The following is a 13,325-nucleotide window of genomic DNA, read 5'->3' as shown; positions in this document are numbered from 1 at the left end:
TACGAAAAATCCGGGCGTCGCGTACGATCTAAAAGCGTCGCAAATCGAGAGTCATCGGTAGCTCGTCGTTCGTTTCGACAATGGGTATAGGAAGTTTCCCCGGCGTGTGCCCGATGCGGAAGAAACGCGCCATGCGCCGGCTCTCCGCTTCGTTGGCGTTGACCGGCAACGTCTCGTAATTGCGCCCGCCCGGATGGGCGACGTGGTACTGGCAGCCGCCCAGCGAACGCTGCATCCAGGTGTCGAGCAGGTCGAACACCAGCGGCGCGTGCACCGGGATCGTCGGTTGCAGGCAGTTGGCCGGTTGCCACGCACGGAAACGCACACCGGCGACAAACTCGCCGACCCGCCCGGTCGGTTGCAGCGGTACCGGGATGCCATTGCAGGTCAGCAGATAACGCTGCGGCGGCAGCCCAGTGAGCTTGACCTGCAGACGCTCCAGCGATGAATCGACGTAACGCACCGTGCCGCCCGCCGCGCCCTCCTCGCCCAGCACATGCCAGGGTTCAAGGGCCTGACGCAACTCCAGCTCGATGCCGTTGACGGCGTAATCGCCGACCTTGGGAAAGCGAAACTCCAGATGCGCCGCAAACCATTCGGCACGCAGCGGATAACCGGCATTGTTGAGTTCGACGATGACGTCGGCAAAGTCCTGCTCGATGAAGTGCGGCAGCAGGAAGCGGTCATGCAACTCGGTGCCCCAGCGCGCCAGTTTCGGCGGCGCATAAGGCTCACGCCAGAACCGCGCCACCAGTGCCCGCAGCAACAGCTGCTGAGCCAGACTCATGCGCGCATGGGGCGGCATTTCGAACGCACGCAACTCCAGCAGACCGAGACGCCCGGTGGCGCCATCCGGTGAATACAGTTTGTCGATACAGAACTCGGCGCGGTGGGTGTTGCCGGTGACGTCGATCAGCAGATTGCGCAGCAAGCGATCCACCAGCCATGGCGCGCACGCGTCTCCCGGCGCCGGCATCTGCGCGAAGGCGATTTCCAGCTCGTACAGCGCATCGTTGCGCGCTTCATCGACTCGCGGTGCTTGAGAGGTCGGACCGATGAACAGACCGGAAAACAGGTAGGACAACGAGGGATGGTTGTGCCAATAGCTGATCAGACTGCGCAGCAGATCCGGGCGGCGCAGGAACGGGGAGTCCGCCGGCGTTGCTCCGCCGAGTACGAAATGGTTACCGCCACCGGTGCCGGTGTGTCGCCCGTCGATCATGAATTTCTCGGTGGACAGTCGGGTCTGGCGCGCCTCCTCGTACAGGAACTCGGTGCGCTCGACCAACTCATCCCACGTCGCGGACGGCTGGACGTTGACCTCGATCACGCCGGGATCCGGCGTAATACGGAAGTTGCTCAGGCGCGGATCGCTCGGCGGCTCGTAGCCTTCCAGCAGCACTGGACAGTGCAGTTCCTCGGCAGTGGCTTCGATGGCGGCCACCAGTTCCAGGTAATCCTCGACCCGTTCCAGCGGCGGCATGAACAGATACAACCGGCCTTCTCGTGCCTCGGCGCAGAACGCGGTGCGGGTCAGCCAGTCGGCGGATTCGTCGATCTTTGGCGCCCGTTCATCCGCCGCAGCCGGCGCATCATGGCGATTGAGTTGCGCAGTGTCGGGCAGTTCGGGGAAATCCTGATTCGGGTCGTTCGGATGAATGAACGGATACTCCGCCGCCTTCACCCAAGGCTGCGAACCCAATGGCAGGCGATAACCGAGCGGTGAATCCCCCGGCACCAGCCGGCAATGCTCATCCCGCAGATACCAGCGCCCGCTCTGCCATTGATCGCCCTTGGCGGTGCGTGCCAGCGGCAGCACCTGACCGATGACCTTGTCCAGCCCCTGACTGAACACCTTGCGCAGGCGCGCACGTTCCAGCGGCTCCTCCAGACGCGAGTCTTCGGCGCTGACGTTGCTCGGCAAGGCGCCCTCGCGCCAGAGGTAATAGAAATTGTCTTCGTAGGCCGGAAACACAAAACGTGTCGGCAGTTTCAGGCGTTCGGCGACACTCGCCAGAAAGCGCCCGGCCAATGCGCCATCGGCGCCGTAGTCCTGCTGCTCGTCGGCGATCAACGCGGTGTTGTGCCAGATCGGCACACCGTCGCGGCGCCAGTAGCAATTCAGCGACCAGCGCGGCAGTTGCTCGCCCGGATACCACTTGCCCTGACCGAAATGCACCAGCCCTTTTGGCGCATAGTGTTTGCGCATGCGCTGGAACAGTTCGGCGGAGAGCCGGCGCTTGTCCGGGCCCAGCGCGGCAGTGTTCCATTCGGCGCCATCCGGGTCGTCGATGGACACGAAGGTCGGTTCGCCGCCCATGGTCAGCCGCACATCGCCTTCCAGCAGATCGGCATCGATCTGCCGGCCCAGCGCCTGGATCGCCAGCCATTGCTCATCGGTGTAGGGCTTGGTGACCCGAGGCGCTTCCCAGATCCGCTCCACGGACATTTCGTGGCTGAACTCACATTCGCAAGGCTCCACCAGACCACTGATCGGCGCCGCCGAGGACGGATCGGGACTGCAGGCCAACGGGATATGCCCTTCCCCGGCGAACAGCCCGGAGGTGGCATCGAGGCCGATCCAGCCGGCGCCGGGCAAGTACACTTCGCACCAGGCATGCAGATCGGTGAAGTCCACTTCGGTGCCGGACGGGCCGTCGAGGCTTTTCACGTCGGCGGTCAGTTGTATCAGGTAACCGGAGACGAAACGCGCCGCCAGCCCGAGATTGCGCAGCAGTTGCACCAGCAACCATGCCGAATCGCGGCAGGAGCCGGAGGCGTGTTCGAGGGTGTACTCCGGGGTTTGCACGCCCGGTTCCATGCGGATCAGGTAATTGATGTCCTCGCTCAGGCGCTGGTTGAGCGCCACGAGGAAATCCACCGCCGGCAGCGGCGTGCGGTCGATGGCGTCCAGGTAGGCCTTGAGTTTTGGCGTCAACGGCAGGGTTTCGAGGTACGGCGCCAGTTCCTTGCGTTCATCGGCGGCGTAGGCGAAGGGGATTTTCTCGGCGTAGGGCTCGAGGAAAAAGTCGAACGGGTTGAACACTGCCATCTCGGCCAGCAGGTCGACCTCGATCCGCAGCTCGGCGGTTTTCTCGGGGAACACCAGCCTCGCCAGGTAGTTGCCCTGAGGGTCCTGCTGCCAGTTGATGAAGTGCTGCTCGGGCGAGACTTTCAGCGCATACGACAGAATCCGCGTGCGGCTGTGGGCAGCCGGGCGCAGACGCACGATCTGCGGGCCGAGTTCGACAGCGCGGTCGTAGCGGTAATGCGTGACGTGATGCAATGCGACATGAATCGACACGGCGTGCCTCCTGCGAGCCTAAGCGTATTCGAAAGCGCGCAAGACTTATGCCATGCAGAGGCTTGGGCGCTTTCCCGGAATGCTCAAGGCAGTACAGCACCAAAATCGGGCGATGCGGTGAAATGGTTTGGCACAGTTGCACGCAAATGTTGCGAGGCACAACGCAAAACGCCAACCCGAAGGTTGGCGTTCTGTTCACATCAGCAACGATTCAGCGTGGCACTACAGGCTTCTTCGTAGGCTTCGGCCCCTTGCCTTTCGCCGCGTCCTTGCGCTCCTTGGCGGCCTGCTGGTTGCGGGCGAATGCCGCAGCCTTGGCCTGTTCACGCTTGTCCCACGGGTTGCCGCCATCGCTGGCGCGGGGTGGCAGACCGGTGTGCTGGGTGAGGATCTTGGTGGTCTTCTCTTTCACGTCCTTCGCCACTTTATGGCTGCCGGACGGCGTCGAGTTCTTGCGACGGGCACTCTGGTAGCTGTCGGTGGCCGGCTGATGCGTCGGGATCAACTGGTTCTTGCCCGGCCCGATCAGGTCGGCGCGGCCCATGCGGATCAGCGCTTCACGCAGCATCGGCCAGCCTTTCGGGTCGTGATAACGCAGGAACGCCTTGTGCAGACGACGCTGCTCCTCGCTCTTGACGATGGTCACGCCGTCGCTCTTGTAGGTGACCTTGCGCAGCGGGTTCTTGCCCGAGTGGTACATCGCGGTGGCGGTGGCCATCGGCGAAGGATAGAACGCCTGCACCTGGTCGGCACGGAAGCCGTTGCCCTTGAGCCACAAGGCGAGGTTCATCATGTCTTCGTCGGTGGTGCCCGGGTGCGCGGCGATGAAGTACGGAATCAGGTACTGCTCTTTCCCCGCTTCCTTGGTGTACTTCTCGAACATGCGCTTGAAGCGATCGTAGGTGCCGATCCCCGGTTTCATCATCTGGTTGAGCGGACCTTCCTCGGTATGTTCCGGGGCGATCTTCAGGTAACCGCCGACGTGGTGGGTCACCAGCTCTTTGACGTACTCCGGCGACTCGACCGCGAGGTCGTAACGCAGGCCGGAGGCAATCAGGATCTTCTTCACACCCGGCAACGCACGGGCGCTGCGATACAGCTGGATCAGCGACGAGTGGTCGGTGTTCAGGTTCGGGCAGATGCCCGGGAACACGCAGGACGGCTTGCGGCACGCGGATTCGATTTCCGGGCTCTTGCAGGCGATGCGGTACATGTTCGCGGTCGGGCCGCCGAGGTCGGAAATGACGCCGGTGAAACCCGGCACCTTGTCGCGTATTTCTTCGATTTCGCGAATGATCGACTCTTCGGAGCGGTTCTGGATGATCCGGCCTTCGTGCTCGGTGATCGAGCAGAAGGTGCAGCCGCCGAAGCAGCCACGCATGATGTTCACCGAGAAGCGGATCATGTCGTAGGCCGGGATCTTTTCCTTGCCGTACGCAGGATGCGGGATACGTGCGTAAGGCATGCCGAACACGTAGTCCATTTCTTCGGTGGTCATCGGAATCGGCGGCGGGTTGAACCAGACGTCGACTTCACCGTGTTTTTGCACCAAGGCACGGGCGTTGCCCGGGTTGGTTTCCAGGTGCAGCACGCGGTTGGCGTGAGCGTACAGGACCGCATCACCACGCACTTTCTCCATCGACGGCAGGCGGATCACGGTCTTGTCGCGCGTCATCTTCGGGCTGGCCAGGATCTGCACGACCTTGGCTTCTTCCGGATCTTCAACCGGCCCCTTCTCTTGCTCGATGGCGCAAGCCTGAGTGTCCTGGGTGTTGACGTACGGGTTGATGATCTTGTCGATCTTGCCCGGACGGTCGATGCGCGTGGAGTCGACTTCGTACCAGCCCGCAGGGGTGTCACGACGGATAAACGCGGTGCCACGCACATCGGTGATGTCTTCGATCTTGTGACCGTAGGACAGACGCTGGGCGACTTCGACGATCGCGCGCTCGGCGTTGCCGTACAGCAGGATGTCGGCGCTGGCGTCGATCAGGATCGAGTTGCGCACGCGATCCTGCCAGTAGTCGTAGTGGGCGATGCGGCGCAGGGAGGCTTCGATGCCGCCGAGCACGATCGGCACGTGCTTGTAGGCTTCCTTGCAGCGCTGGCTGTAGACCAGGCTCGCGCGATCCGGACGTTTGCCCGCCATGCCACCCGGGGTGTAGGCGTCGTCGGAACGGATTTTCTTGTCCGCGGTGTAGCGGTTGATCATCGAGTCCATGTTGCCGGCCGCGACGCCGAAGAACAGGTTCGGCTCGCCGAGCTTCATGAAGTCGTCTTTGGACTGCCAGTTCGGCTGAGCAATGATCCCGACGCGGAAGCCTTGCGACTCCAGCAGCCGGCCGATGATCGCCATGCCGAACGACGGGTGATCGACGTAGGCATCTCCCGTCACAATGATGATGTCGCAGGAATCCCAGCCGAGCTGATCCATCTCCTCCCTGCTCATCGGCAGGAATGGCGCCGGCCCGAAACATTCGGCCCAGTATTTTGGATAGTCAAATAACGGCTTGGCTGCTTGCATGTCGATGACCGGTGTTGAGGTGAAAAATCGCGGGCGCGGAATATAGCACAAAAAATAACCAATTCCGACGGCTGTGGTCGGAAATATCAGGAGCACTCAGACGACGGAGCGCTTACTCGTCGTCGTCGAAGTTATAGCTGCCCGGCGCAAGGTTTTCGAAACGTGTGTATTTACCGATGAAGGCCAGGCGGATGAAGCCGATCGGGCCGTTCCGCTGTTTGCCGATGATGATTTCGGCGATGCCCTTGTGTTCGGTTTCCGGGTGATAAACCTCGTCCCGATACACGAACATGATGACGTCGGCGTCCTGCTCGATCGCTCCGGATTCCCGCAAGTCGGAGTTCACCGGACGCTTGTTGGGACGTTGTTCCAGGGAACGGTTGAGCTGCGACAGGGCAACCACCGGGCAGTTGAATTCCTTGGCCAGGGCTTTCAGGGATCGGGAGATCTCGGAAATCTCGTTGGTCCGGTTGTCACCGCTGGAGCCGGGAATCTGCATCAGCTGCAGGTAGTCGATCATGATCAGGCCGACATCGCCGTGCTCGCGTACCAGACGCCGGGTTCGAGCGCGCATCTCCGACGGGCTGATACCGGCGGTGTCATCGATGAACAGCTTACGATCGTTGAGCAAATTGACCGCCGAGGTCAGGCGTGGCCAGTCGTCGTCTTCCAACTGACCGGAACGTACCTTGGTCTGGTCGATACGACCGAGGGACGAAAGCATACGCATGATCAGCGATTCGCCTGGCATCTCGAGGGAGTACACCAGAACCGCCTTTTCACTGCGTAGCACGGCGTTTTCCACCAGGTTCATCGCGAAGGTGGTCTTACCCATCGACGGACGGCCGGCGACGATGATCAGGTCGGACGGTTGCAGGCCGCTGGTCTTCTCGTCGAGGTCGGTGTAGCCAGTGGACAGGCCGGTGATCGCGTCGGCGGTGTTGAACAGGGTGTCGATGCGGTCGATGGCCTTGGTCAGCAACTCGTTGACGCCCACCGGGCCGCCGGTCTTCGGCCGCGCCTCGGCAATTGCGAAGATCTGCCGCTCGGCTTCGTCGAGGATCTCTTCGGCGGTACGGCCTTCAGGGTTGAAGGCGGCGTCGGCGATGTCGTTGCTGATGCCGATCAACTGGCGCAACGTTGCACGCTGGCGGACGATTTGCGCATAAGCCTTGATGTTGGCGACGGACGGTGTGTTTTTCGCCAGTTCGACCAGATACCCAAGACCACCGACTTGCGAAGTCTGACCTTCCTTGTCCAGTTGCTCGGAAAGGGTCACGACGTCGATCGGCGAGTTCTGATCGGCGAGTTTGGCGATCGCACGGAAGATCAGACGGTGGTCATGCCGGTAGAAATCGCCGTCGGAGACTTGATCAAGCACGCGTTCCCAGGCGTTGTTGTCCAGCATCAGACCACCGAGTACAGCCTGTTCGGCCTCGATGGAATGCGGCGGCACCTTCAGGGATGCGGTTTGCAGATCGTATTGCTCGGGAGCGGAGATTTCGTTCATGGCCACTTTTTATTCAGGAAAAGCAGGGATTACAGAAAGACAAAGGGCACGACCTGTAAACAGGATCGTGCCCGATGTTAACCGTCTGACGGACAAGCCGCCAGCCGATCAGGTGTTGCTTAAGCTGCTACCACGACAACGCGTACGGTGGCTTCAACTTCGGCGTGCAGGTGCACAGCCACGTCGAATTCACCCACGTTGCGGATGGTGCCGTTCGGCAGACGAACTTCGCTTTTCGCAACTTCAACGCCGGAGGCGGTCAGTGCGTCAGCGATGTCGTGAGTACCGATCGAACCGAACAGCTTGCCTTCGTCGCCAGCGGTGGCAGTGATGGTCACTTCCAGCTCGGCCAGTTGGGCAGCACGGCTTTCAGCCGATGCTTTACGGTCTGCAGCAGCTTTTTCCAGCTCGGCACGACGCTCTTCGAACGCAGCAATGTTTGCTGGGGTCGCGGCGGTAGCCTTGCCGTAAGGCAGCAGGTAGTTACGACCGTAACCGGCCTTAACGTTCACTTTGTCACCCAGGTTGCCCAGGTTGGTGACTTTTTCCAGAAGGATCAGTTGCATGTGAAAATCCTCTTAACTTTTAACCTTCACCGTTCGCGCTATCGGTGTCTTTCGACACGTGACGACCGCGAAAATCAATCAGGCTGTCGACGATGGCCAAGACCACCAGTAACGGACCGAGCAAGTGCATGAAAGGCACGAGCGTCACGTATATCCCCACCAGCCAGAAACCGGCCAACCGCTTCTGCGCCACCAGCCCGTGAACCAAGGCCAGACCTGCGAAGAACAGCGGCACGCTGCACAACGGCAACAGGACCAAGGCATGCAGACCGAAGAACGGTGCCACACACATGACGGCCAGAAGCGACAGCGCAACGCTTTTCGGCAGTCGGATGGCGCGAAACTCGCGACCGAAACCGCCGGGGTTATACAACAACGCCTGCCAGTAGCGCCCAAGAATCAGGCACAGCACGCTAAAAACCTGCAACGACACCGCTGTCGAAATGATCGACAGTGGGACCGCCAATGCAGTGAGAATTGCCTTCTGATCTGCCGAGAATTTCTCGTAGACCTCACCCATCGCCAGCGGCAAGACTTGTTCAAACGTCTGCGCCAGAGTCTCGGTGAAGGAACTGAATACAGTCCCCAGGCTCACGGCAATCAACAATCCCACGGCCACGCTGACCAGCAGCGCGCGATTCCAGGTGTGACCGGCGCGTAAAACCAGCGCCAGACCGCAGGTCCCGAGCAACACAATCAGTGCCGTCGGGTCTTTCAGGTAGTGCCAGCTCACTAACGCTGACAACACTCCCACACCCAGGACGCTCAAGGCGTCCGAACCGCGCCGCAGGAGCACAAGGCAACCTGCAGCGGCACTCAACCAGAACAACAGCGGCAATGCCGCAGACCCGGCCACGACCAGCGTGGCCTGCATACGCCCCCGCATGATGAATTCAGCTAAGGCACGCATGCATTCGATCCCTTACTTACTTGTCGACTACCCGGTCTCAGCGGCCGTGGCTGTCGGTGTAGGCCAGCAGGGCCAGGAAGCGGGCGCGCTTGATAGCGGTGGCCAGCTGACGCTGATAACGAGCTTTGGTACCGGTGATGCGGCTTGGAACGATTTTGCCGGTCTCGGATACGTAGGCTTTCAGAGTGTTGAGATCTTTGTAATCGATCTCCTTCACGTCTTCAGCGGTGAAGCGGCAGAATTTACGACGACGGAAGAAACGTGCCATTTGATAGGCTCCTTAAAAGGTCCGTGGATTACTCGTCAGCGTTATCGCTGTTGTCGCTGTCGCTATCGCTGTCATCGCCATCGGCGCTGCCATCGTGCTCAGGACGTTCGCGACGCTCACGGCGCTCACTGCGGTTTTCTTCAGCCTTGAGCATCTCGGACTGGCCGGTAACGGCTTCGTCGCGACGGATGACCAGGTTACGGATCACTGCATCGTTGTAGCGGAAGTTGTCTTCCAGCTCGGCCAGAGCCTTGCCGGTGCACTCAACGTTCAGCATCACGTAGTGAGCCTTGTGAACATTGTTGATTGCGTAGGCCAGTTGACGACGGCCCCAGTCTTCCAGACGGTGGATTTTGCCGCCGTCTTCTTCGATCAGCTTGGTGTAACGCTCAACCATGCCGCCGACTTGCTCGCTCTGGTCAGGGTGGACCAGAAAGATGATTTCGTAATGACGCATGAATGCTCCTTACGGGTTGTAGCCTGCCGCTCAAAAACGGTCAGACAAGGAGTGAATGACACTTATGGACTTGCCGGCGCGGGGCACATGCGTGCCTGCCGTCACAGCAAGGGGCGCAATTGTAGAGAAGGGACAGAAGAGGTGCAAGGCAATTGGTGATTATTTGAACAGCCACCAAAACTTCGCCCTGCCATAAAACGCTGCGGGAGCGCAGTCTGCTCGCGATTGGGTGAAACACTCAACAATGATGCCGAATGTAACTCCGCTTTCGCGAACAGACTCGCTCCCACACTTTGGACGGCGTAAGGCTTAAGGCTTCTTGGCAGCCGCCTTGGCCTTGGCCCCGCGCTGGCGCTGGGCCTCGAACAGGCACACGCCCGTCGCAACCGACACGTTGAGACTGCTGACGCTACCGGCCATCGGCAGGTTCACCAGGTAGTCGCAATGTTCACGAGTCAGGCGACGCATGCCTTTGCCTTCGGCGCCCATGATCAGGATGGTCGGGCCGGTCAGATCCTGGTCGTAGATGCTGACCTCGGCCTCACCCGCCGTGCCGACAACCCACAGCCCGCGCTGCTGGAGCTTTTCCAGGGTGCGCGCGAGGTTGGTGACGGCCACCAGCGGAATCACTTCCGCCGCACCGCAGGCCACTTTACGCACGACGGGCGTCAGGGTGGCCGATTTGTCTTTCGGCACGATAACCGCCAGCGCACCGGCAGCGTCCGCCGAACGCAGGCAGGCGCCGAGGTTGTGCGGATCGGTCACGCCGTCGAGCACCAGCAACAGCGGCGCGCCTTCGGTGCGATCGAGCAACTCGTCGAGCATCGCTTCGCCCCAGACCTGGCTCGGACTGACGTCCGCCACCACACCCTGGTGCACGCCTTCGACCCATGCGTCCATTTCACGGCGCTCGGCCTGACCGATCTGGACCCGGTTTTCGTTGGCCAGCTCGATCAGCGTCTGCACCCGCGGATCGTTGCGGCTTTCAGCCAGCCAGATCTGCTTGACGCGCTTAGGGTGGTGACGCAGCAACGCTTCTACCGCGTGAACGCCGTAGATTTTTTCCAACTGACTCATGACTTCGCCTTCGGTTTACGTGCCCCGCCGCTTCTGGCTGGAGCGGAACCCGCTTTTGGCGGGCCCTTGCGGTGTTTGCTCGGTTTGGCTGGTTTGCCGCCGGTGGCCTTTTCAGGCGCCGACCGCCCGGTCTTTCCCCCGGACGCCGCTTTACCACCGTTTTTGGCGTCGGCCAGCAAGGCCTTCTTCATTTCACGGCTTTTGCGCAATTCGGCGTTTTTCGCCACGGCATCGCTCGGGCGATAAGCCTCGGCCACCTTTTCCTTGGCCGGACGACGACTGGCGGTTTTTGCCGGAGCCTTTTCTTCCACAGCCTTGGCCGCTGGAGCAGCAGTTTCGGTGCCACGCTTCTTGCGGCCGATTGGCGCGCTGATGGTTTTTTCGGCCATCTCGAAGTCGATCTTGCGCTCGTCGAGATCGACGCGCATGACCCGCACTTCAACGGTATCACCAAGACGGAAGCTGCGACCGGTGCGCTCGCCCGCCAAGCGGTGATGCACAGGATCGAAGTGGTAGTAATCGCCCGGCAGCGCCGTAACGTGCACCAGACCTTCGACGTAGATATCGGTCAGCTCGACGAACAGGCCGAAACCGGTCACGGCAGTGATCACGCCCGGGAACGACTCGCCCACGCGGTCTTTCATGAACTCGCACTTGAGCCAGTTCACCACGTCGCGGGTTGCTTCGTCGGCACGGCGCTCGCTCATCGAGCACTGCTCGCCGAGCTGTTCCAGGGCCGCCTCGTCGTACGGATAGATGCGCGCCTTCGGAATGGTCATCGCGCCGGCACGGCGAACGTGCGGGGTGTCCTGTTTCGAATGGATCACGCTGCGGATCGCCCGGTGCGTGAGCAAGTCCGGGTAACGGCGGATCGGCGAGGTGAAGTGGGTATAGGCTTCGTAATTCAGGCCGAAGTGGCCGTCGTTCTCGGCGCTGTACACCGCCTGGCTCAGAGAGCGCAGCATCACGGTCTGGATCAGGTGGAAATCCGGACGGTCCTTGATGCTGGCCAACAGGGCCTGATAGTCCTTCGGCGACGGGCCGTCCTTGCCTTTGTGCAGGGACAGACCAAGCTCGCCGAGGAATGCACGCAGTTTTTCCAGACGCTCCGGTGGCGGACCGTCGTGGACACGGTACAACGCAGGGATTTCGTGCTTTTTCAGGAATTCGGCGGTGGCCACGTTGGCCGCCAACATGCATTCCTCGATCAGCTTGTGAGCATCGTTACGGGTGGTCGGGCGGATTTCGGCAATCTTGCGCTCGGAACCGAAGATGATCCGGGTTTCCTGCGTTTCGAAATCGATCGCGCCACGGACGTGACGGGCAGCCAGCAATACCTTGTACAGCGCGTAGAGCTGTTTCAGGTGCGGCAGGACGTCGGTGTATTCACCGCGAAGCTTGCGCCCTTCGGTAGCCTTCGGCGTTTCCAGCATCGCGCTGACCTTGTTGTAGGTCAGACGGGCGTGGGAGTGGATCACCGCCTCATAGAAGCAGTAGTCGGTCATTTCGCCGGATTTGGAGATGGTCATCTCGCAAACCATGGCCAGACGATCGACGTGCGGGTTCAGCGAGCACAGGCCGTTGGAGAGCTGCTCCGGCAGCATCGGCACCACGCGCTCGGGGAAGTACACCGAGTTGCCGCGCACCTGGGCTTCGTTGTCCAGGGCCGAACCGATCTTCACGTAGCTGGAAACGTCGGCAATCGCCACGTACAACTTCCAGCCGCCGGAGAACAGGCGCAGCTTGCCTGGCTTGGATTCGCAGTAGACCGCGTCATCGAAGTCGCGGGCATCTTCGCCGTCGATGGTGACGAACGGCAGATGACGCAGGTCGACGCGTTTCTCTTTATCTTTCTCTTCGACTTCCGGCTTGAGCTTGCCGGCTTCCTTCAGAACGGCCTCAGGCCAGACGTGCGGAATGTCGTAGGTGCGCAGGGCGACATCGATTTCCATGCCCGGCGCCATGTAGTTGCCGACGACTTCGACCACATCGCCTTGCGGCTGGAAGCGCGGAGTCGGCCAGTGGGTGATTTTCACCTCGACGAACTGACCGATCTGGGCATTGGCGTTGCGGCCCGGGGTGACCAGCACTTCCTGCTGGATCTTCGGGTTGTCCGCGACAACAAAGCCGATACCGCCTTCTTCGAAATAGCGGCCGACGATGCTTTCGTGGGCACGGGACACCACTTCGACAATCACGCCTTCGCGGCGACCGCGACGGTCCAGGCCGGAAACACGGGCCAGGGCACGGTCGCCATCGAACACCAGGCGCATTTGCGCCGGGCTCATGAACAAGTCGTCGGAACCGTCATCCGGCACCAGGAAGCCGAAGCCGTCGCGGTGACCGCTGATGCGACCGAGGATCAGGTCGAGCTTGTCCACCGGCGCATAAGTGCCACGACGGGTGTAGATCAGTTGAGCGTCGCGCTCCATGGCGCGCAGGCGGCGGCGCAGGGCTTCGATCTGGTCTTCTGTGGTCAGACCAAATTCTTCGACCAGTTGCTCGCGGGCAGCAGGCGAACCCCGATCAGCAAGGTGCTGAAGGATCAGTTCGCGGCTGGGAATAGGGTTTTCATATTTTTCCGCTTCACGAGCGGCCTCGGGATCGAGGGACTGCCAATCGGCCATTAGAGAGTTTTCACCTTGTCTATATGCGGGTTAGTTTGGCATAGGCGCCATCAAACGGGAAATTTCCGACTCTATAAGGCGC

Annotated in this window: 9 protein-coding genes; all 9 read right to left on the bottom strand. The window is 61.0% G+C overall.

Annotated features, from left to right (window positions below; translation table 11 throughout):
* Nucleotides 1-28: 28 nt before the first annotated feature.
* Nucleotides 29-3,304 carry a transglutaminase family protein gene (locus tag IF199_RS02850; protein ID WP_192559632.1) on the bottom strand — a complete coding sequence of 1,092 codons (3,276 nt, stop codon included), beginning with the start codon at nt 3,302-3,304 and terminating at the stop codon, nt 29-31.
* A gap of 211 nt (nt 3,305-3,515) precedes the next feature.
* Nucleotides 3,516-5,828, bottom strand: coding sequence for a YgiQ family radical SAM protein (locus IF199_RS02845; protein ID WP_096819809.1), 2,313 nt, complete (start codon nt 5,826-5,828; stop codon nt 3,516-3,518).
* 112 nt (nt 5,829-5,940) lie between these two features.
* Entirely contained in the window at nt 5,941-7,338 is a 1,398-nt protein-coding gene (gene dnaB, locus IF199_RS02840) for a replicative DNA helicase (protein ID WP_096819810.1), read from the bottom strand.
* Nucleotides 7,339-7,457: 119 nt separating this feature from the next.
* A complete protein-coding gene (gene rplI / locus IF199_RS02835; protein WP_008078307.1) occupies nt 7,458-7,904 on the bottom strand; it encodes a 50S ribosomal protein L9 in 447 nt (148 codons plus the stop codon).
* 19 nt (nt 7,905-7,923) lie between these two features.
* Nucleotides 7,924-8,814: a YybS family protein gene (locus IF199_RS02830; protein ID WP_096819811.1), complete on the bottom strand. Its 891-nt coding sequence runs from the start codon at nt 8,812-8,814 to the stop codon at nt 7,924-7,926.
* A 37-nt stretch (nt 8,815-8,851) separates the two neighbouring features.
* The gene (gene rpsR, locus IF199_RS02825; protein ID WP_002551829.1) at nt 8,852-9,082 is read right to left on the bottom strand and encodes a 30S ribosomal protein S18; all 231 of its coding nucleotides are present in this window, start codon (nt 9,080-9,082) and stop codon (nt 8,852-8,854) included.
* A 28-nt stretch (nt 9,083-9,110) separates the two neighbouring features.
* Nucleotides 9,111-9,539, bottom strand: a complete 429-nt coding sequence (gene rpsF / locus IF199_RS02820; protein ID WP_007950702.1) for a 30S ribosomal protein S6 — start codon at nt 9,537-9,539, stop codon at nt 9,111-9,113.
* A 309-nt stretch (nt 9,540-9,848) separates the two neighbouring features.
* Nucleotides 9,849-10,616, bottom strand: coding sequence for a 23S rRNA (guanosine(2251)-2'-O)-methyltransferase RlmB (gene rlmB / locus IF199_RS02815; protein WP_096819812.1), 768 nt, complete (start codon nt 10,614-10,616; stop codon nt 9,849-9,851).
* Nucleotides 10,613-13,243, bottom strand: coding sequence for a ribonuclease R (rnr, locus tag IF199_RS02810; RefSeq protein ID WP_192559631.1), 2,631 nt, complete (start codon nt 13,241-13,243; stop codon nt 10,613-10,615). The genes rlmB and rnr overlap by 4 nt, the downstream gene beginning before the upstream one ends.
* Between the last annotated feature and the right edge of the window lie 82 nt (nt 13,244-13,325).

This window comes from Pseudomonas allokribbensis (assembly GCF_014863605.1).
GTDB classification, from domain to species: Bacteria; Pseudomonadota; Gammaproteobacteria; order Pseudomonadales; family Pseudomonadaceae; genus Aquipseudomonas; species Aquipseudomonas allokribbensis.
Note: the sequence above shows the minus strand (reverse complement) of the source record. Positions and strands in the feature narration are given on the sequence as shown.

Bases quoted from the DNA above. Each gene is read 5' to 3' on its own strand.
- rnr (WP_192559631.1), bottom strand. From the start codon at position 13,243: ATGGCCGATTGGCAGTCCCTCGATCCCGAGGCCGCTCGTGAAGCGGAA.
- IF199_RS02845 (WP_096819809.1), bottom strand. From the start codon at position 5,828: ATGCAAGCAGCCAAGCCGTTATTTGACTATCCAAAATACTGGGCCGAA.
- rpsR (WP_002551829.1), bottom strand. From the start codon at position 9,082: ATGGCACGTTTCTTCCGTCGTCGTAAATTCTGCCGCTTCACCGCTGAA.
- dnaB (WP_096819810.1), bottom strand. From the start codon at position 7,338: ATGAACGAAATCTCCGCTCCCGAGCAATACGATCTGCAAACCGCATCC.
- rpsF (WP_007950702.1), bottom strand. From the start codon at position 9,539: ATGCGTCATTACGAAATCATCTTTCTGGTCCACCCTGACCAGAGCGAG.
- IF199_RS02830 (WP_096819811.1), bottom strand. From the start codon at position 8,814: ATGCGTGCCTTAGCTGAATTCATCATGCGGGGGCGTATGCAGGCCACG.
- rlmB (WP_096819812.1), bottom strand. From the start codon at position 10,616: ATGAGTCAGTTGGAAAAAATCTACGGCGTTCACGCGGTAGAAGCGTTG.
- rplI (WP_008078307.1), bottom strand. From the start codon at position 7,904: ATGCAACTGATCCTTCTGGAAAAAGTCACCAACCTGGGCAACCTGGGT.